Source organism: Pseudomonas sp. S3_A03 (assembly GCF_054668275.1).
The window spans coordinates 5,350,996-5,369,435 of the sequence record NZ_CP162753.1; the positions used below are offsets into that span (position 1 = coordinate 5,350,996).

18 protein-coding genes are annotated in these 18,440 nt (G+C 60.6%); 4 read left to right on the forward strand and 14 right to left on the reverse strand.

Features of this window, described 5'->3' with window-relative positions; genetic code table 11:
• Positions 1 to 927, reverse strand: coding sequence for a LysR family transcriptional regulator (locus AB4O25_RS24620; protein ID WP_065877191.1), 927 nt, complete (start codon positions 925 to 927; stop codon positions 1 to 3).
• Positions 928 to 1,051: 124 nt separating this feature from the next.
• Here AB4O25_RS24620 and fpr point away from each other — a divergent pair, with 124 nt between their 5' ends.
• Complete coding sequence (gene fpr / locus AB4O25_RS24625; protein WP_017529767.1) at positions 1,052 to 1,831, forward strand: ferredoxin-NADP reductase; 780 nt, start codon at positions 1,052 to 1,054, stop codon at positions 1,829 to 1,831.
• Between the two features lie 83 nt (positions 1,832 to 1,914).
• Here fpr and tsaA read toward each other — a convergent pair whose 3' ends face one another.
• The 7 genes from tsaA to AB4O25_RS24660 form a co-directional block, all read right to left on the reverse strand.
• A complete protein-coding gene (tsaA, locus tag AB4O25_RS24630; protein WP_065877190.1) occupies positions 1,915 to 2,610 on the reverse strand; it encodes a tRNA (N6-threonylcarbamoyladenosine(37)-N6)-methyltransferase TrmO in 696 nt (231 codons plus the stop codon).
• A 3-nt stretch (positions 2,611 to 2,613) separates the two neighbouring features.
• Complete coding sequence (locus AB4O25_RS24635) at positions 2,614 to 3,075, reverse strand: YehS family protein (RefSeq protein WP_017529765.1); 462 nt, start codon at positions 3,073 to 3,075, stop codon at positions 2,614 to 2,616.
• Between the two features lie 67 nt (positions 3,076 to 3,142).
• Positions 3,143 to 3,853: an rRNA pseudouridine synthase gene (locus AB4O25_RS24640; protein WP_065877189.1), complete on the reverse strand. Its 711-nt coding sequence runs from the start codon at positions 3,851 to 3,853 to the stop codon at positions 3,143 to 3,145.
• A gap of 118 nt (positions 3,854 to 3,971) precedes the next feature.
• On the reverse strand, positions 3,972 to 4,442 hold the full coding sequence (locus AB4O25_RS24645; RefSeq protein ID WP_460150095.1) for a GNAT family N-acetyltransferase: 471 nt from the start codon (positions 4,440 to 4,442) through the stop codon (positions 3,972 to 3,974).
• Positions 4,443 to 4,543: 101 nt separating this feature from the next.
• Entirely contained in the window at positions 4,544 to 5,884 is a 1,341-nt protein-coding gene (gene rimO, locus AB4O25_RS24650) for a 30S ribosomal protein S12 methylthiotransferase RimO (protein ID WP_017529762.1), read from the reverse strand.
• 182 nt (positions 5,885 to 6,066) lie between these two features.
• On the reverse strand, positions 6,067 to 6,402 hold the full coding sequence (locus AB4O25_RS24655) for a helix-turn-helix domain-containing transcriptional regulator (protein WP_017529761.1): 336 nt from the start codon (positions 6,400 to 6,402) through the stop codon (positions 6,067 to 6,069).
• Positions 6,399 to 6,722, reverse strand: coding sequence for a type II toxin-antitoxin system RelE/ParE family toxin (locus AB4O25_RS24660; RefSeq protein ID WP_460150096.1), 324 nt, complete (start codon positions 6,720 to 6,722; stop codon positions 6,399 to 6,401). The genes AB4O25_RS24655 and AB4O25_RS24660 overlap by 4 nt, the downstream gene beginning before the upstream one ends.
• Before the next feature lie 414 nt (positions 6,723 to 7,136).
• Here AB4O25_RS24660 and AB4O25_RS24665 point away from each other — a divergent pair, with 414 nt between their 5' ends.
• The 3 genes from AB4O25_RS24665 to AB4O25_RS24675 all read left to right on the forward strand — a co-directional run bounded on the left by AB4O25_RS24665 (position 7,137) and on the right by AB4O25_RS24675 (position 10,738).
• On the forward strand, positions 7,137 to 9,038 hold the full coding sequence (locus AB4O25_RS24665) for a potassium transporter Kup (protein WP_017529759.1): 1,902 nt from the start codon (positions 7,137 to 7,139) through the stop codon (positions 9,036 to 9,038).
• A 136-nt stretch (positions 9,039 to 9,174) separates the two neighbouring features.
• Entirely contained in the window at positions 9,175 to 10,281 is a 1,107-nt protein-coding gene (locus AB4O25_RS24670) for an NADH:flavin oxidoreductase/NADH oxidase (RefSeq protein ID WP_460150097.1), read from the forward strand.
• Between the two features lie 271 nt (positions 10,282 to 10,552).
• Positions 10,553 to 10,738: a hypothetical protein gene (locus AB4O25_RS24675; RefSeq protein ID WP_017529757.1), complete on the forward strand. Its 186-nt coding sequence runs from the start codon at positions 10,553 to 10,555 to the stop codon at positions 10,736 to 10,738.
• 110 nt (positions 10,739 to 10,848) lie between these two features.
• Here the strand turns inward: AB4O25_RS24675 and AB4O25_RS24680 are convergent, their stop codons facing one another.
• The 6 genes from AB4O25_RS24680 to ydcS all read right to left on the reverse strand — a co-directional run bounded on the left by AB4O25_RS24680 (position 10,849) and on the right by ydcS (position 18,392).
• Positions 10,849 to 12,474: a glucan biosynthesis protein D gene (locus tag AB4O25_RS24680; RefSeq protein ID WP_460150098.1), complete on the reverse strand. Its 1,626-nt coding sequence runs from the start codon at positions 12,472 to 12,474 to the stop codon at positions 10,849 to 10,851.
• A 270-nt stretch (positions 12,475 to 12,744) separates the two neighbouring features.
• Positions 12,745 to 14,169 carry a gamma-aminobutyraldehyde dehydrogenase gene (locus tag AB4O25_RS24685; RefSeq protein ID WP_065877185.1) on the reverse strand — a complete coding sequence of 475 codons (1,425 nt, stop codon included), beginning with the start codon at positions 14,167 to 14,169 and terminating at the stop codon, positions 12,745 to 12,747.
• Positions 14,170 to 14,335: 166 nt separating this feature from the next.
• Positions 14,336 to 15,145, reverse strand: coding sequence for an ABC transporter permease (locus tag AB4O25_RS24690; protein WP_116078351.1), 810 nt, complete (start codon positions 15,143 to 15,145; stop codon positions 14,336 to 14,338).
• Positions 15,135 to 16,067 (reverse strand): ABC transporter permease, encoded by a 933-nt coding sequence (locus AB4O25_RS24695; RefSeq protein WP_017529753.1) that lies wholly within the window; start codon positions 16,065 to 16,067, stop codon positions 15,135 to 15,137. Before AB4O25_RS24695 ends, AB4O25_RS24690 begins: the two co-directional genes overlap by 11 nt.
• Position 16,068: 1 nt before the next feature.
• A complete protein-coding gene (locus AB4O25_RS24700; protein WP_065877184.1) occupies positions 16,069 to 17,103 on the reverse strand; it encodes an ABC transporter ATP-binding protein in 1,035 nt (344 codons plus the stop codon).
• Positions 17,104 to 17,240: 137 nt separating this feature from the next.
• On the reverse strand, positions 17,241 to 18,392 hold the full coding sequence (gene ydcS / locus AB4O25_RS24705) for a putative ABC transporter substrate-binding protein YdcS (RefSeq protein ID WP_065877183.1): 1,152 nt from the start codon (positions 18,390 to 18,392) through the stop codon (positions 17,241 to 17,243).
• Positions 18,393 to 18,440: the final 48 nt, after the last annotated feature.

An 18,440-nucleotide genomic window follows, 5' to 3' on the forward strand; every position in this document is an offset into this window, starting at 1 on the left:
TCAGGCAATGTTCGGCAGTACGATCTCGTCGCTGCGTTGAACCCCTGCGGTGAAAGCGCGGCACAGCTCCAAAAACTCGCGCATCGCCGAGGTCTGGTACTTCTGCTTGTGCCAGATGAAGTAGAACTGTCGCGCCAGGTCCAGGTCCGGGGTCTCCACCGGCACCAGGCTGCCGCGCCGAAACGCGTCGCGCAGCGCCAGGCGCGAGATGCAGCCAATCCCCAATCCGGATTCCACGGCGCGCTTGATCGCTTCGGTGTGTTCCAGCTCCAGGCGGATATTCAGTGCGCTGCGGTGATGGCGCATGGCCTGGTCGAAAGTCAGGCGCGTGCCTGAGCCTTGTTCGCGCAGGATCCACGCTTCATGGGTCAGCTCTTGCATCGTTGCCACGCCGCGTTTGGCCAGGTGATGCTGCGGCGCGCAAAACACCACCAACTCATCTTCGACCCAGGTTTGCACTTCGATGTCCGGATGGCTGCAGTCGCCTTCGATTAGACCCAGGTCAATTTCGTAATGCGCAACCTGGTGCACGATATTGGCAGTGTTTTGCACATGCAGCTTCACTTGGCTTTCCGGGTGCTGCTGCATGAAGCTGCCGATCAACAGCGTCGCCAGGTAATTACCGATGGTCAAGGTGGCGCCGACTGCCAGGGAGCCGAAGCCGGACTTGCCATTGAGCAAGTCCTCGATCTCCTTGGCCTGGTCCAGCAATGCCACCGCCTGCGGTAATAGCTGATGGCCGAGCGCGTTGAGGCTCAGGCGTTTACCGGCACGGTCGAATAATTGGCAGCTGGATTGGCGCTCCAACTCGGTAATCGACGTGCTGGCCGCAGATTGGGATAAGGCCAGAAGGCCAGCAGCGCGTGAGACGCTTTCCTGCTGGGCGACGGCGACGAAGACTTGCAGTTGACGGAGAGTAAATCGCATATCGATATAACCGATAACCCTTATCTTAATAATCCAGTTAACAGATATTGTCGCCGCCATTAGAATGCTGTGCAATTGCGCGCTTCATCTCTGGCGCAGACCCACTTCCAGGAGTCCCCCGTACATGAGCAACATGAACCACGAGCGTGTCCTCAGTGTTCATCACTGGAACGACACTCTGTTCAGCTTCAAGTGCACCCGTGATCCGGGCCTGCGCTTCGAGAACGGTCAGTTCGTGATGATCGGCCTGCAACAGCCCAACGGCCGCCCGCTCATGCGTGCTTACTCCATTGCCAGCCCGAACTGGGAAGAACATCTGGAGTTCTTCAGCATCAAGGTGCCGGATGGCCCGCTGACTTCCCAATTGCAGCACTTGAAGGAAGGCGACGAGATCATCATCAGCAAAAAGCCGACAGGCACCCTGGTGCTTGACGATTTGAAGCCGGGCAAACACCTGTACTTGCTCAGCACGGGTACCGGTTTGGCGCCGTTCATGAGCGTGATCCAGGACCCAGAGACCTACGAACGCTTCGAAAAAGTGATCCTGTGCCACGGCGTGCGTTACGTCAACGAAGTCGCCTACCGCGAATTCATTACCGAGCACCTGCCGCAGAACGAATTCTTCGGCGAGGCCCTGCGTGACAAGCTGATCTACTACCCGACCGTGACCCGCGAGCCCTTCGAGAACGAAGGCCGCCTGACCGACCTGATGCGCAGCGGCAAACTGTTCCGCGACATCGGCCTGCCGCCGATCAACCCCGAGGACGACCGCGCCATGCTGTGTGGCAGCCCAAGCATGTTGGATGAGACCAGCGAAGTGCTGAACAGCTTCGGCCTGAAAGTTTCGCCACGGATGCGTGAGCCGGGTGACTACTTGATCGAGCGTGCGTTCGTCGAGAAGTAAAACAGTCAGGCCATGTGCTGACTTCGCAACACAGTAGAACCCAATGTGGGAGGGGCTTGCCCCTTCCACATTGGGTTTCCGGTTTATCCGGCAGGCACCACTTCCAATACACAAATGACGCCAGCTTCAGGGTAGTGCCACCGCACATCCACATCCCAGAACTGCGCTCCGTATTCGCGCTCAGGCCCAGGCGTTTGATACGCCGGCCGTGGATCTTGCGCCAAGCACTGATCAATCAACTCCACCAACGGTTCACCAAGGCGCTGCGCATGGCCTTGTGCCTGCTGCAGCGCTGTCTTCAGCCACTGCACCGCAATCAACGCCGGCGCACCACTGGCGATGCCATTGGTGGCCGTGTCGACAATATCGGCATACGGCACATACGGCTTGATATCCAAAACCGGTGTGCCATCGAGCAAATCGATCCCGGAAATCCATAGCCGGCCCGCTTCCACCTTGTCCAGCTTGACCACCGACTGGCCGATGCCGTTGGGCCGATGGGTCGCACGGGTGGCAAATACGCCCATGGACGTGTTGCCGCCCAGGCGAGGCGGGCGCACTTTGAGGCGTGGTGTGTCTTCCAGGGCCTGGTGGAACAGGAACAGCAGCCACACATGGCTGACCTGCTCCAAGCCCTGCACCGCCTCACCACCGTCGAACGGCGCCACCAACTCCAGCACGCCCCGGGCTGCAGGCGCCAGTTGCGGTTGGCGCGGGATGGCGAACTTCTCCTTGAAGCAGGAGCGAACGAAGCCGACGGGCGAGACTTGATAGCTCATGGTTTACGCACGAACCCGCAGGGTCAGCCCCTTGAGGAAGTTGCGCAGCAACTGGTCACCACAGGTGCGGTAGTTGGTGTGGCCGAACTTGCGAAACAGCGCGCTCAGTTCCGGCTTGGACACCGGGAATTCGGCGGCCTTGAGGATGGCATGCATGTCGTCTTCCTTGAGTTCGAAGGCCACGCGCAGCTTCTTGAGGATGATGTTGTTGGTCACCGGCGTTTCGATCGGCTGCGGTGGACGGCTTTCGTCCTTGCCGCGCTTGAAGATCACCAGGCCGTCCAGAAAGTGGGCCATGACGTCGTCCGGGCAGAACACAAAGCCTTCTTCTTCGTCTTTCTTGAGGTAGGTCAGCAGGTCGTCCTTGGTCACGTCCATGCCGCCGAGCTTGATGATCTCGACCATCTTGTTGTCGCTGATGTCGAGCATGTAGCGCACGCTGCGCAGTACGTCGTTGTGAATCATGGTGGGCAATCCTGGTATTCAACTGAGGGCACCGCCTATCGGGCGGTACCGAGAAAAGGGGAGCGGCTTAGAACTTCTCTTTGCCGGACAGGTAACGCCATTGACCGACCGGCACCTTGCCGATGGACACGCCGCCGATGCGGATGCGGCGAATGGCCACAACCTTCAGGCCAACGGCTTCGCAGAACAACGCGATCACGCCGGGCTGTGGGTTTTTCATCGCAAAGCGCAGGCGGTTTTCGTTCTGCCAGCTGGCTTTGACCGCTGGCAGCTCTTTGCCTTTGTAGGTCAGGCCGTGGTTGAGGCGGTTGAGCCCGTGGGCAACCATGTCGCCCTCGACCTCCACCACGTATTCCTGCTCGATCTTGGCTGCATCGGCGGTCAACTTGCGCAGAATTTTCCAGTCCTGGGTAAAGACCAGCAGGCCGCTGGCCTTGGCCTGCAGGTCGGCGCTGGCGGTCAGGCGCAGGAAGTGGCCCTTGAGCGGGCGCTTGCTGAAGCGGTGTTCTTCGGACAGGGTGTCGGCGCTGATCGAGGCCATGGCCGTCTCGGCATCCACGCCGGCAGGGGCGTGAAGCAGGATGGTCACCGGCTCCGGCGCGGTGGCCTTGGCCTCGGGGTCGAGTTCGACCTTCTCGGTGGTGACCTTGAACTGCGGCTCGTCGATCACTTCGCCGTCCACCGAGACCCAGCCGCCTTCGATAAACAGCTCAGCCTCCCGACGGGAGCAACCGACCAGTTCGATAAGGCGTTTGGAGAGGCGTATGGGGTCAGTCATGACAAGGGCCGTAACAAAAGGGGGCGGCTATTGTACCTGCCTGGCGCCGGTTAATCCCGGCCCCATTTCAGCGCGGTGCTCTATTGATCAAACGCAATTCAAAATGGCGCGGTGTGGGTCAGCCACGGCATCGTTGCTGCTGCTGGCGCAAACGCAGATGCAGCAACGGATAAGGCTGGCCCAGGCCGTCATGCGCCGAACGACCGATTACTTCGAACCCAAACTTTAAATAAAACCCCAGGGCCTGGGGGTTCTGTTCGTTGACGTCCAGTTCCTCGGCGTTCATATGCTCAACCGCATACCCCAGCAGTTGCCGGCCGAGGCCCTGGCCACGGTGCTGTGGGTCGATAAACAGCATCTCCACTTTGCCCGCTGCTACGCCGGCAAACCCGGTGATGCGCTGGCGCGAGTCCTTGGTGCAGATCAGCATCACGGCGTCGAGGTAGCGGGTCAGCACCAACTCTTTGAGCAACACGATGTAACTGTCCGGCAAGAAATCGTGGGTGGCCCGCACCGAAGCCTCCCGAATCCGCGCCAATGCTGGGTAGTCACTGGTTTTAGGTGTGTGGATAACCGAATGCTGACGCATGCCCGCTGCCCCTCGCTGTGAACGGTGCTGATGGGCGAAACAATAGACCTAAAAAAGCCCTGCATCTTGTCCAGAAGCAGGGCTTTTTTATTCTTTACCGATCAGGCGCGTTTTTCCGCCCACAAGTCGTACTCGTCGGCATCGGTCACCGTGCACCACACCTTGTCGCCCGGCTTCAAGCCGCTGGCGTCGTCGATAAACACGTTACCGTCGATTTCCGGCGCGTCGAAGAAGCAGCGGCCAACGGCACCTTGCTCGTCGACTTCGTCGATCAATACTTCGATTTCCTTACCGATGCGCAGTTGCAGGCGCGCCGAGCTGATCGCCTGTTGGTGCGCCATGAAGCGTTCCCACCGGTCTTGCTTGACGTCGTCCGGCACCACGGCCAGGTCCAGCAGGTTGGCGGGGGCGCCTTCCACTGGCGAATACTGGAAGCAGCCGACGCGGTCCAACTGGGCCTCGGTCAGCCAGTCCAGCAGGTACTGGAAGTCTTCTTCGGTTTCGCCGGGGAAGCCGACGATGAAGGTGGAGCGGATGATCAGCTCAGGGCAGATCTGGCGCCAGTTCTTGATGCGCGCCAGGGTCTTGTCTTCGAAGGCCGGGCGTTTCATGGCCTTGAGCACTTTCGGGCTGGCGTGCTGGAACGGAATGTCCAGGTACGGCAGGATCTTGCCAGCGGCCATCAGCGGAATCAGCTCATCGACGTGCGGGTACGGGTAAACGTAATGCAGGCGCACCCACACGCCCAGGCTGCTGAGGGCTTCGCACAGTTCGGTCATGCGGGTCTTCACCGGCGCGCCGTTCCAGAAACCGGTGCGGTATTTCACGTCGACGCCGTAGGCGCTGGTGTCCTGGGAGATCACCAACAGCTCTTTGACGCCGGATTTGACCAGGCGCTGGGCCTCGTCCAGCACATCGCCCACCGGGCGGCTGACCAGTTTGCCGCGCATCGACGGGATGATGCAGAAACTGCAGCTGTGGTTGCAGCCTTCGGAAATCTTCAGGTACGCGTAGTGGCGTGGCGTCAGCTTGATGCCTTGCGGCGGCACCAGGTCGATCAGCGGGTTGTGGTCCTGGCGCGGCGGCACCACGTCGTGCACGGCGTTGACCACCTGCTCGTACTGCTGCGGGCCGGTCACCGCCAGCACGCTGGGGTGCACGTTGCGGATATTGCCTTCTTCCACGCCCATGCAGCCGGTCACGATGACCTTGCCGTTTTCCTTGATCGCTTCGCCGATCACTTCCAGCGACTCAGCCTTGGCCGAGTCGATGAAACCGCAGGTGTTGACCACCACCACATCGGCGTCCTGGTAAGTGGACACGACGTCATAGCCTTCCATACGCAGTTGCGTAAGGATGCGCTCGGAGTCGACGAGCGCCTTCGGGCAACCCAGGGAAACAAAGCCAACCTTGGGGTTGGCTTTTGCGATGGTGGTGGACATGTCTAACCTCGGTATTGAATGACGCCGCCGGTCGTGCACGACGAGGCAACGGACGGGCGCTTGGCGCGCCTCTGATCAAAAAGTGCGCAATTCTAGCGACGGGCAAAGCAATTGACCAGCTTTATGCAGGGAAATGCGACGAGTGCTGCGCTGGGTAATTCGCAGTGCGGCTACTTACGCTTTTAAGCGTGAACATCTTGCTCTGTACGGTGAGATACGACTTTGGACATCCCCACGCCCAACGCCTGAAGCACTTTGAGCAGGGTGGAGAGCTTCGGGTCGCCGCCGACTGCAATGGACCGGTACAGATTTGCCCGATTGAGTCCCGTGTTCTGGGACAGGTTGAGCATCCCTCCACGCGCTTCCACCACTCGACGGACAGCGACAAGAAAGGCGTCCTCACCACCCGCTTCATCGATTTCTTCAAGTGCGGCGGATAGATACTCCAGAGCGAAGGCTTCGTTGTCTCGGAGCATTTCAAGGACGCTGTCTTCATGAGAGCGAGTACGAATAGTCATTTTTGCTGCACCTTATAGGATTTCCAGAGAGCCTTGGCTTGCTCGATGTCGTTCTGCTGCCTGGCCTTTGAGCCACCGCCCAACAGGAAAACAATTTTTCGGTCCTGGAGTGCGTAATACACGCGAAACCCAGGCCCAAAGTCGAGCTTCATTTCAAAGACCCCATCACCCACCGGCTCGGTTATTCCGAAGTAACCGAGTGACGCTCGGTCCACTCGGGTGGTGATTCTTGCTCTAGAACGATTGTCTTGAACGGTGTCTAGCCAGGCTTGGTAGATATCCACGCCATTGGCGGACAGCACGTGTTTCACTTCGTACATAAGGAATGTACCTTAAAAGAGACATGTCGATGATTGAGTTTCTATATCGACTGCGATCGCCGTGCGCGGGCACGTTTGATAGAGCGAACCAAGCCGGCCAAGGATTTCTTAATCGCATCGTTAAGGTAGGCACCGCCGAGTCGCGCCAAAATATACGGTCGGTGGTAAGTGTGATCAATGCAGGCAAAAAGGCTCCAAAAGGCTGTGTCAGTCATAACTGATCGCCTAAAGCAGCCTCTAAAGCACTTGAGCAGGGAAATGCGACGAGTGCTGCGCTATGCTTCGCGCCGTTACCCACCGGGAAAACCCGTGGGTCAACAAAACGTCTGTTACGAGAAGTAAAACAGCGCATGCTAGGGTCAGCTTAGAGGCGTTGTTTATAAAAGACCGCAGGTCAAAGGGCAGGAGTGGTTGATGGGTCAGGCAAGTAGTCAGGCAGCGGGTGCCGAGCATTCCAACGTCAAGCCGATTGGCATGCTGGTGGCAGCGGTTGGGGTGGTTTACGGCGATATCGGGACCAGCCCGCTCTATACCCTTAAAGAGGTGTTCACCGGCGGTTATGGGGTTCAGGTCAATCATGATGGTGTGCTTGGGATCCTGGCGCTGATCTTCTGGTCGCTGATCTGGGTGGTGTCGATCAAATACATGTTGTTTGTGCTGCGCGCCGACAACCAGGGGGAGGGCGGCATCATGGCCCTGACGGCGCTGGCTCGACGGGCGGCAGGGGAGCGCAGGAAGTTGCGCAGTTTCCTGGTGGTCTGTGGCCTGTGCGGCGCGGCGCTGTTCTACGGCGACAGCATGATCACCCCGGCGATCTCCGTATTGTCGGCGGTAGAAGGCCTGGAACTGGCGTTCGATGGCCTGGAAAAATGGGTCGTGCCCATTGCGCTGGTGGTGCTGGTGGCGCTGTTCCTGATCCAGAAGCACGGCACCGACCGTATCGGCAAGTTATTCGGACCGGTGATGGTGACCTGGTTCCTGGTGCTGGGCGGCCTGGGCATCTATGGCATCTCCCAGCATCCGGAAGTGCTCAAGGCCTTGAACCCGATCTGGGCCGTGCGGTTCTTCGAAGCTCACCCAGGCATTGGCGTGGCCATCCTTGGCGCCGTGGTGCTGGCATTGACCGGCGCTGAAGCGCTGTATGCCGATATGGGCCATTTTGGCCGCAAGCCCATCGCTCGCGCCTGGTTCATGCTGGTGCTGCCGGCGCTGGTGCTCAATTATTTCGGCCAGGGTGCCCTGCTGCTGGGCGACCCGGAAGCCGCGCGTAACCCGTTCTACCTGCTGGCGCCGAGCTGGGCGCTGATCCCGCTGGTGGGGTTGTCGACCCTGGCTACGGTGATCGCCTCCCAAGCGGTGATTTCCGGGGCGTTCTCGTTGACGCGCCAGGCGATCCAGCTGGGTTACATCCCGCGCATGCATATTCAACACACCTCCAGCGCCGAACAGGGCCAGATCTATATCGGCGCGGTGAACTGGTCGCTGATGGTCGGCGTGATCCTGCTGGTGCTGGGCTTCGAGTCCTCCAACGCGTTGGCCTCGGCTTACGGTGTGGCCGTGACGGGCACCATGCTGATGACCACCATCCTGGTCTCGGCCGTGATGCTGCTGCTGTGGAAATGGCCACCGGTGCTGGCCGTGCCGGTACTGCTTTGCTGCCTGTTGGTCGACGGGCTGTATTTTGCGGCCAACGTGCCGAAAATCATCCAGGGCGGCGCTTTCCCCGTGGTCGCGGGGATCGTGCTGTTCGTGTTGATGACGACCTGGAAGCGCGGCAAGCAATTGCTGGTAGATCGCCTCGACGAAGGCGGCCTGCCGCTGCCGATCTTTATCAGCAGCATCCGCGTGCAACCGCCCCATCGCGTGCAGGGCACGGCGGTGTTCTTGACCGCGCGGCCGGATGCAGTGCCCCATGCGCTGTTGCACAACCTGCTGCATAACCAGGTGCTGCACGAGCAAGTGGTGCTGCTGACGGTGGTGTACGAAGACATTCCGCGCGTACCGGCCTCTCGGCGTTTCGAGGTGGATGCCTACGGTGAAGGTTTCTTCCGTGTGATTCTGCATTTCGGCTTCACCGACGAGCCGGATGTGCCTCAAGCGCTGAAACTGTGCCATCTGGACGATCTGGATTTCAGCCCGATGCGCACCACCTACTTCCTCAGTCGCGAAACGGTGATTGCCTCCAAACTCGAGGGCATGGCGCGCTGGCGCGAAGGTTTGTTTGCCTTCATGTTGAAGAACGCCAACGGCAACCTGCGCTTCTTCAAACTCCCGGTAAACCGAGTGATCGAGCTGGGCACCCAGGTCGAAATGTAGCCTGGCGCTGTACGGGGGCCGGCAATCGGCTCCCGTTTTGTCTTCTGAACCCTGTGCAATCGAGCGTTGTCGACTAGGCTCTACTCACCGTTAGAGAGTCTTGAAGCTCGCCCACAGAACCCGGAAGAGGTGCGCCATGAGTCAGCTGCTCGAACCCTATACCCTGCGTCAATTGACCCTGCTCAACCGCATTGCGGTGTCACCGATGTGCCAATACTCCAGTGACGATGGCCTGGCCAATGATTGGCACCTGGTCCACCTCGGCAGTCGTGCCGTCGGCGGGGCCGGGCTGATATTCACCGAGGCCACCGCCGTGACCGCCGACGGCCGCATCACCGCCCAGGACCTGGGCCTGTGGAATGACCAGCAGATTGAACCGCTGCAACGGATCACCCGTTTCATTGCCGCCCAGGGCGCGGTGGCGGGGATTCAACTGGCCCATGCCGGGCGCAAGGCCAGCACCCACCGGCCATGGATCGGCAAGCATGGCAGTGTCAAGCCCGAGGATGGTGGCTGGGTGCCGGTAGCGCCTTCGCCGATTGCCTTCGACCCGCAACACACCCAACCCAAGCAGCTGGATGAAGGGCAGATCCAGCAAGTGGTCGCCGACTTTGTCGCCGCCGCCAAACGCGCATTGACGGCGGGTTTCGAGGTGGTAGAGATCCACGCCGCGCATGGTTACCTGTTGCACCAATTTCTCTCGCCCCTCAGCAACCAGCGCCAGGACCAGTACGGCGGCTCGTTTGAAAATCGCATCCGCCTGGTGCTTGAGGTAACCAGGGCCGTGCGCGAAGTCTGGCCCCAAGAATTGCCGCTGTTCGTACGGGTGTCGGCCACCGACTGGGTGGAAGACGGCTGGAACCCCGATGAAACCGTGGAACTGGCGCGCCGCCTGAGAGATTTGGGCGTGGACCTGATCGACGTTTCCTCCGGTGGCACCGCCGCCAATGCCGAGATCCCCACTGGCCCCGGCTACCAGACACGGTTTGCCGAGCGCGTGCGCAAAGAGTCGGGCATCGCCACCGGCACCGTGGGCATGATCACCGAACCGGCCCAGGCCGAGCACATCCTGCGCACTTGCCAGGCCGATATCATCTTCCTGGCCCGCGAACTGCTGCGCGACCCGTACTGGCCGTTGCACGCCGACGATGACCTGGGCGGGCGCAAAGCGATCTGGCCGGCGCAGTACCAACGGGCGACTCATCGGGACCAGCCGATTCATGAGTCTGACTTGCGCGATTGAGTTTTTCTCGGCAGTCGTAAACCCACCCTGAGCCGGTGGGTTTTTTTTGCGTATGGTCGTGGGATTTGGCTGTAGGTATTTGTTACCGAAGGGGTTTTTTAAGTGAATGCTCTAAAAAAATCCCACACGTAACGAGATTGTTTCTACGCTTAGGGTAGGACTGGTTGCTGGCCCAAGAAGTCAGTCTTGTCCAGGGAGGCGTAGCGCTTCACAGGAGGCAGTGGGTGGGTGGGCGCCGTGAGTATTTGATCGAGATCAGGAGAAGCAGTCCATGGCCAAGTCCTATGGTGTAGCGGGTGTGGTGGCGTCTTTTTTGGCCCGCAGGCTGTCCTTGCGTGGTCGCAGGTTGAGTTCGGATGAGGCCGAATTGCTTACGCAGTATCGCGCTTTGAACGAAAACGATCAGGTGGCGATGCGTTATCTGGTGGGAGCGATGAAGAGTGTGTCGCGGTTTTAGGGCCAACGTAGAACCAGGGTGGGAGGTGGCTTGCTCCCGATGCGGTGTACCGGTCGGCTAACCCGTCACTGACACATCACTCTCGAGAGCAAGCCCTTCTCACATGGGTATCAGGTGTACTTGCGCAGCTCCGGCGCCGGCGGGAAGTACTGATACAGCCAGGTTTCACTCAAGGTGCGGTCCTGCGTGCGGATAAACAGGCGCAGCTCCACCGGTTCAACGCTGTCGCTGGTCGGGTACCAGTCGAACAGGATGCGGTAGCCCTTGATGTTGTCCAGCACCAGCACGCTGAAGTCTTTCACTTCACCGTGGGAGCAGGTCACCACGGGTTCGATCCCGGTGCCCGCGGGCAGACGCTCCAGACCTCCGCCCTTGAAATCCACCGCAAAGCGGCGTGCCCACACGCTGGGGTAATGTTCGCCCGGCGCCCAGCCTTCGGTGAACCCGCCCATGCCGGAACGGGTTGCATCGACTTGCGCCAACGGTGTGCTCACCGGTGGCAGGGCGCTCCAGTACAGCTTGTAGCCATAGTTGAGCGAGTCACCGGCGGCCACCGGCTGTTCCGGGGTCCAAAAGGCCACGATATTGTCCAGGGTCTCGCCGGTGGTGGGGATTTCCAGCAGGTCGATCGAGCCTTCGCCCCAGGCGGTGGTCGGTTCTACCCACAGGCTTGGGCGCTTGCTGTACCAGTCCACGGTGTCCTGGTAGCTGGCGAACTCATGGTCGGTCTGCACCAGGCCGAAGCCTTTCGGGTCTTTGTCGGTGAAGGTGTTGAACTGCAGCTTGGCCGGGTTATTCAGCGGGCGGCAGATCCACTCGCCATTGCCGCGCCACATCGCCAAGCGGTCCGAGTCGTGGATCTGTGGGTGGATGGTGTCGCACATCCGACGCTCATGGGTGCCGCAACTGAACATGCTGGTCATCGGTGCGATGCCCAGTTGTTCGATGGTGGTACGTGCATTGATATGCGCATCGATGGCCATCACCACCTGGCTGGCCTGGCAGTCGATATCGAAACGGTAGGCGCCGGTGGCGCTCGGCGAGTCGAGCAGGGCGTAGACCACGAAGCGGGTGGCGTCCTTGTCCGGGGTTTCGAACCAGAACTGCGTGAAGTCGGGGAATTCCTCGCGTTTTTTTGCATAGGTGTCGATGGCCAGGCCACGTGCCGACAGGCCGTATTGGCCGGTGGCATCCACCGCGCGGAAGTAACTGGCGCCGAGGAACGACAGCACGTCATGGCGATCCAGTTCCGGTGCCTTGAACAGCTTGAAGCCGGAGAAGCCCAGGTCGCCGGTCAGCTGTTGGGTGTCGACGGTGGTTTTTTCATAGTTGAACAGTGACGGACGAAAGTGCACCTCCCGCGCTTCACGGGTCTTGGGGTCGACGCTGTGCATGCGCACCGGCGTCTTGAAACCCATGCCGACGTGAAAGAACTGCACGTCCAGTTGGCCGTTCAACTCTTTCCACAGCGAATGCTTGCCGTCGTAGCCGATGGCGTTGAAATTCTGCGGGGTCATGCTCGCCAGGGTTGGCGGCAGCACCTGTTTGGTGTCTTTGTACGCGGTCCCGGCGAGTTGCTTGGCCTGGGCTTTCAGCGTGTCGAAGTCGAACGCCACGGCCTTGCCATCGGCGGCGCGGTTACCCGCCCAAGCCTGCGCGGCCAGCAGGCCGCTGGCCGATAAACCGGTGTAAGCCGCAATGGCCATGGACGCTTTGAGCAAATTCCTGCGATGCATAGAGACAACCTGTCGTGAGCAAATCCCGCGCCGTACCTGGCACGTGCTGGATCAGAAATTACGGTTCGGACATGCCTTCGGCCAAACGCAACGGACATTAAACAGACGCCGGATAGCTTAAGCGGTTCGGTGGGGAAGGAAAATTGATTGATGGCGGGGTGATGGCCGTGCATATGAAACAAGACGTTTCCGAGCCTGTGAGGGGAATACCCTACCCAGAAATCATGCAGATAAAAAACGGGGAGGGACTTGCTCCCTCCCCCATTGGCTTCAGTGCTTGAACATCACATGGCGAACGGTGGTGTAGTCCTCCAGCCCATACATGGACATGTCCTTGCCATACCCCGACAGTTTCTGACCGCCATGGGGCATTTCGCTGACGAGCATAAAGTGGGTATTTACCCAGGTGCAGCCGTACTGCAAGCGTGCGGCCAAGCGATGGGCTCGCCCTACATCGGCGGTCCATATGGATGACGCCAGGCCGTAGTCCGAATCATTGGCCCAGTTCAGCACCTGGGCTTCGTCGGCGAACTTGGTCACCGACACCACCGGCCCAAACACCTCGCGGCGCACGATCTCGTCGTCCTGCTGCGCATCGGCCAATACCGTCGGCTCAAAGAAGAACCCATTGCCTTGCACGGCCTTGCCACCCGTGACCAGGCGGATATGTGGCTGCGCCACGGCACGTTCGACAAACCCGGCGACGCGGTCGCGGTGCTGCGCGGTGATCAACGGGCCCAACTCGGTGGCCGGGTCATCCTGCAAGCCGTACTTGATGCTCGACACGGCGATGCCGAGTTTCTCGACGAAGGCATCGTAGATATCCGCCTGGGCATAAATGCGGCACGCGGCGGTGCAGTCCTGGCCGGCGTTGTAAAAGCCGAAGGTGCGGATGCCTTCCACGGCGGCGTCGATGTCTGCGTCGTTGAAGATAATCACCGGGGCCTTGCCACCCAGCTCCATGTGCATGCGCTTCACGCTGTCAGCGGTGCTGGAAATGATATTCGCGCCGGTGGCGATGGAGCCGGTCAACGACACCATGCGCACTTTCGGGTGGCTGACCAATGGGCTGCCCACCGTAGGCCCACGACCGAACACCAGGTTGAGCACGCCAGCCGGAAAAATCCGCGCCGCCAGCTCAACCATGCGCAACGCCGTCAGCGGGGTTTGCTCCGACGGTTTGAGCACCACGGTATTACCGGCGGCCAGGGCCGGGGCGATTTTCCAGGCGACCATCATCAGTGGGTAGTTCCACGGCGCGATAGAGGCGATCACGCCCACCGGATCGCGGCGGATCATCGACGTATGGCCCGGCAGGTATTCACCGCCCGCCGAGCCGCTCATGCAGCGGCTGGCGCCGGCAAAAAAGCGGAACACGTCGGCAATCGCCGGTATCTCGTCGTTCAGTGCGGCGTTGTACGGCTTGCCGCAGTTGTCCGATTCGAGCTTGGCCAGCTCAGCGCCGTGGGCTTCGATCGCGTCCGCCAGTTTCAGCAGCAGCAGCGAACGGTCCTTCGGCGCGGTTTGCGACCAGCTTTCAAAGGCCGCGTCGGCGGCACGCACGGCGGCGTCGACCTGGGCTTCGCTGGCTTCGTTGATTTCCACCAGCACCCGGCCCAATGACGGGTTGAATACGGCCTGGGCCGGGCCTTCGCCTTGTACCAGTTGGCCGTTGATCAGCAGTTTGGTTTGCATGGTTCAGCTCTCCTCAAACGAATGTTATTTCCCTGAAGAAACCGGCTCTAAATGTGGGAGGGGGCTTGCCCCCGATGGCAGTACATCAGACAGCCCTGTATTGACTGAAATACAGCTATCGGGAGCAAGCCCCCTTCCACATTGGAATCGCATTCCTCCAGTCAAGTTATTTACCGCCACTACCGGCCACGCTTTCCCCGCCACGTGTCAGGTAATAGGCCCCCAGAATCGGGACCATCGTCACCAGCATCACCAGCATCGCCACCACGTTAGTCACCGGCACGTCCCGTGGGCGGCTGAGCTGGTTGAGCAGCCAAAGCGGCAAGGTGCGCTCGTGGCCGGCGGTGAAGGTGGTGACGATGATTTCGTCAAACGACAGCGCAAAGGCGAGCATGCCGCCGGCCAGCAGCGCCGAGCCCAGGTTGGGCATGATGATGTAGCGAAAGGTCTGCCAGCCGTCGGCGCCCAGGTCCATCGAGGCTTCGATCAGGCTGTGGGAGGTACGGCGCAACCGTGCGATCACGTTGTTGTAGACGATCACCACGCAGAACGTTGCGTGGCCGACGATGATGGTGAACATCCCAGGCTCGATGCCCAGCGTCTTGAACGTGGCCAGCAAGGCGATACCGGTGATGATCCCCGGCAGCGCAATCGGCAGGATCAGCATCAGCGACACACCTTGCTTGCCGAAGAACTCCCGGCGATACAACGCCGCCGACGCCAGCGTGCCGAGCACCATGGCAATCAGGGTGGCAATCGCGGCGATCTGCAGCGACAGCTTGATCGCTTCCAGCACATCCGGCCGGGCGAAGGCCACGCTGAACCACTTCAAGGTAAACCCCTGGGGCGGGAAGCTGAACGCGGCCTCTTCGGTATTGAAGGCGTAGAGGAAGATGATCAGGATCGGGAAGTGCAGAAACACCAGGCCGCCCCAGGCTGCGATTTTCAGGCCCAGTGATGATTGGTCAGAGTGCATCGAAGGCCCCCAGGCGTTTGACGATGGACAGGTACACGGCGATCAACACGATCGGCACCAGGGTGAACGCCGCGGCCATGGGCATATTGCCGATGGCGCCTTGCTGGGCGTAGACCATGCCGCCGACAAAGTAGCCCGGCGGGCCCACCAGTTGCGGCACGATGAAATCGCCCAGGGTCAGTGAAAACGTAAAGATCGAACCGGCGGCGATCCCTGGCACCGACAACGGCAGAATCACCTGCATAAAGGTCTGGCGCGGCTTGGCGCCCAGGTCGGCCGAGGCTTGCAGCAGCGACGGCGGCAACCGCTCCAGCGCTGCCTGGATCGGCAGGATCATGAACGGCAGCCAGATATACACAAACACCATGAACCGCCCGAGGTGCGAGGTGCTCAAGGTACTGCCGCCCACGCCGGGAATGCCCAGCACGAACTGCAACAGCGGCTCCAGCCCCAGGTGCTGCACGAACCACTGCGCCACGCCGCCCTTGGCCAGCAGCAGGGTCCAGGCGTACGCCTTGACGATATAGCTGGCCCACATCGGCATCATCACCGCGATATAGAAAAACGCCTTGGTCTTGCCCGTGGTGTAGCGCGCCATGTAGTAGGCGATAGGGAAGGCCACGATCGCGCTGGCGATCGACACCACGATGGCCATGCTCAAGGTGCGCAGGATGATGTCGAAGTTCGACGGCTGGAACAGCGCGGCGAAGTTGGCCAGGGTCAGGTCCGGCGTGACCGCCATGGTGAAATCGTCGAAGGTGTAGAAACCTTGCCAGAGCAGGGTCAGCAGCGAACCCAGGTAGATCGCGCCGAACCAGATCAACGGCGGTATCAGCAACATCGCCAGGTAGAGGTTGGGCTTGCGGTACAGCAGGTTGGAAAACCTGCGCAGCGGCGGTTGTCGGGAAACGGCCAGGCTCATCTCACACCTCGCCTGTGCTGTCGGCCAGCGGCGTCATGGCTTGCCGCGCCCAGCGTGCGGTGATGGTCTGGCCGACCTGATGCGCACTGCTGGTATCGAGCCACTGGTTGTTGGCCTGGCTGATGTTCAGCGCCTGGCCGTTTGCCAGTTTCAACTCGTAGCGCGTGGCACTGCCCTGGTACTGGATGTCGTGGAGCACACCGCTGATTTCCACGTCACCGGCCGCCACCGGGCCTTCGGCAAAACGCACGTGTTCCGGGCGGATCGAAAACGCCTGCGCACTGCCGCTCAGCAGCTGGGCCAGCTCGCCGCGAATCACGTTGGAGGTGCCGACAAACTCCGCCACGAACGCGGTGGCCGGTTTCATATAGAGGTTGCGCGGGGTGTCGACCTGTTCGATGCGGCCTTTGTTGAATACCGCCACGCGGTCGGACATTGACAGCGCTTCGGTCTGGTCGTGGGTCACGAAGATAAACGTGATGCCCAATTGCCGTTGCAGCTTTTTCAGCTCGCTTTGCATCTGTTCGCGCAGCTTGAGGTCGAGGGCGCCCAACGGTTCGTCGAGCAGCAACACCCGCGGGCGATTGACCAGCGCGCGGGCCAGGGCTACGCGTTGGCGTTGGCCGCCGGAGAGTTGCACCGGTTTGCGCTCGCCATAGCCGCCCAGGGCCACCATGGCCAGGGTTTCTTCGGCACGGCTCAGGCGCTCGGCCTTGCCCACGCCTTTGACTTTGAGGCCGTAGGCCACGTTGTCGCGCACGTTCATGTGGGGGAACAGCGCGTAATCCTGGAACACGGTGTTGACGTCGCGCTGGTAGGGCGGCAAGCCGGCGGCTTCCTCGCCATGAATACGGATCGAGCCCGCGCTCGGCTGCTCGAAGCCTGCGATCAGGCGCAGGCAGGTGGTCTTGCCCGAGCCCGAAGGGCCGAGCATGGAAAAGAACTCGCCGTCCTGGATATCGATGCAAACCCGGTCAACGGCCTTTACTTCGCCGAACTGACGAGAAACGTGGGTGAATTGGACTGCAAGCGTCATGGTGCGGTGCTCCAAAAAAGCATGGGCCGTCGCAGCGGCCCGGCCTGGGCTTCTGAAAAAACAACAGATCTGTGAATACGGTCAGTGTGGGAGGGAGCAAGCCCCTTCCCACAGGGGCCTATGTTGTCTGAAGGGCCTCAGCGCCCACCCATGATCGCGATGTAATCCTGGGTCCAGCGGCTGTACGGCACGAACTTGCCGCCTTCGGCCTGCGGGGTTTTCCAGAAGGCGATCTTGTCGAACTGGTCGAACCCGTTGGTCTTGCAGCCTTCGGCGCCGAGCAGTTCGCTCTCTTTACACGCTGCGGGCACCGCCGGCAGCGAGCCGAACCAGGCGGCTACATCGCCCTGGACCTTGGGTTGCAGCGACCAGTCCATCCACTTGTAGGCGCAGTTGGGGTGTTTGGCCTCGCTGTGCAACATGGTGGTGTCGGCCCAACCGGTGGCGCCTTCTTTCGGGATGGTCGAGGCGATCGGCTGCTTCTCGTTTTGCAGGCCGTTGACCTGATACGGCCAGGCGCTGGAGGCCACCACGCCTTCGTTTTTGAAGTCACTCATTTGCACGGTGGTGTCGTGCCAGTAGCGGTGGATCAGCGGTTGCTGGGCGCGCAACACGTCGAGCACGGCCTTGTATTGGGTTTCGGTCAGTTCGTACGGGTTCTGGATACCCAGCTCCGGCTTGGTCGACTTGAGGTACAGCGCCGCATCGGCGATGTAGATCGGGCCGTCATAGGCCTGCACGCGACCCTTGTTCGGTTTGCCGTCCGGCAGGTTCTGCGCCTTGAACAGCACATCCCAACTGGTGGGCGCGGTCTTGAACACGTTGGTGTTGTACATCAATACGTTCGGGCCCCATTGGTAAGGGGTGCCGTAGGTTTGCTGGCCTACCACGTACCACGGCCCGTCCTTGAGGCGCGGGTCGATGTTTTTCCAGTTGGCGATCAACGCGGTGTTGATCGGTTGCACCCGTTTGCCGGCGATCAAGCGCAGCGATGCGTCACCCGACGCGGTGACCAGGTCGTAACCCCCCTTGGCCATCAGGCTTACCATTTCGTCCGAGGTGGCGGCGGTTTTCACGTTGACCTTGCAGCCGGTTTCCTTCTCGAAACCGGTGACCCAGTCGTAGGCCTTGTCGCTTTCGCCGCGTTCGATATAGCCGGGCCAGGCGACGATATCCAACTGGCCTTCACCTGCGCCAACGGCCTTGAGCGGTTCGGCGGCCTGAACGCTGACGCTGGCCAGCAGCGCGGTGGTCAAGGCGCTGAGTAATGCTGTCTTGTGCGCGGACATGGGGGTTCCCTCTTCTTTAATTATGGTCGGGGCAGTGTTTTGAACCGG

Coding starts and splice junctions, on each gene's coding strand:
- AB4O25_RS24675 (WP_017529757.1), top strand. CDS start 10,553: ATGGCCAAGTCCTATGGTGTAGCGGGTGTGGTGGCGTCTTTTTTGGCC.
- AB4O25_RS24645 (WP_460150095.1), bottom strand. CDS start 4,442: ATGCGTCAGCATTCGGTTATCCACACACCTAAAACCAGTGACTACCCA.
- AB4O25_RS24685 (WP_065877185.1), bottom strand. CDS start 14,169: ATGCAAACCAAACTGCTGATCAACGGCCAACTGGTACAAGGCGAAGGC.
- AB4O25_RS24660 (WP_460150096.1), bottom strand. CDS start 6,722: ATGTACGAAGTGAAACACGTGCTGTCCGCCAATGGCGTGGATATCTAC.
- ydcS (WP_065877183.1), bottom strand. CDS start 18,392: ATGTCCGCGCACAAGACAGCATTACTCAGCGCCTTGACCACCGCGCTG.
- AB4O25_RS24635 (WP_017529765.1), bottom strand. CDS start 3,075: ATGATTCACAACGACGTACTGCGCAGCGTGCGCTACATGCTCGACATC.
- AB4O25_RS24680 (WP_460150098.1), bottom strand. CDS start 12,474: ATGCATCGCAGGAATTTGCTCAAAGCGTCCATGGCCATTGCGGCTTAC.
- AB4O25_RS24665 (WP_017529759.1), top strand. CDS start 7,137: ATGGGTCAGGCAAGTAGTCAGGCAGCGGGTGCCGAGCATTCCAACGTC.
- fpr (WP_017529767.1), top strand. CDS start 1,052: ATGAGCAACATGAACCACGAGCGTGTCCTCAGTGTTCATCACTGGAAC.
- AB4O25_RS24695 (WP_017529753.1), bottom strand. CDS start 16,067: ATGAGCCTGGCCGTTTCCCGACAACCGCCGCTGCGCAGGTTTTCCAAC.
- AB4O25_RS24700 (WP_065877184.1), bottom strand. CDS start 17,103: ATGACGCTTGCAGTCCAATTCACCCACGTTTCTCGTCAGTTCGGCGAA.
- AB4O25_RS24640 (WP_065877189.1), bottom strand. CDS start 3,853: ATGACTGACCCCATACGCCTCTCCAAACGCCTTATCGAACTGGTCGGT.
- AB4O25_RS24690 (WP_116078351.1), bottom strand. CDS start 15,145: ATGCACTCTGACCAATCATCACTGGGCCTGAAAATCGCAGCCTGGGGC.
- tsaA (WP_065877190.1), bottom strand. CDS start 2,610: ATGAGCTATCAAGTCTCGCCCGTCGGCTTCGTTCGCTCCTGCTTCAAG.
- rimO (WP_017529762.1), bottom strand. CDS start 5,884: ATGTCCACCACCATCGCAAAAGCCAACCCCAAGGTTGGCTTTGTTTCC.
- AB4O25_RS24655 (WP_017529761.1), bottom strand. CDS start 6,402: ATGACTATTCGTACTCGCTCTCATGAAGACAGCGTCCTTGAAATGCTC.
- AB4O25_RS24670 (WP_460150097.1), top strand. CDS start 9,175: ATGAGTCAGCTGCTCGAACCCTATACCCTGCGTCAATTGACCCTGCTC.
- AB4O25_RS24620 (WP_065877191.1), bottom strand. CDS start 927: ATGCGATTTACTCTCCGTCAACTGCAAGTCTTCGTCGCCGTCGCCCAG.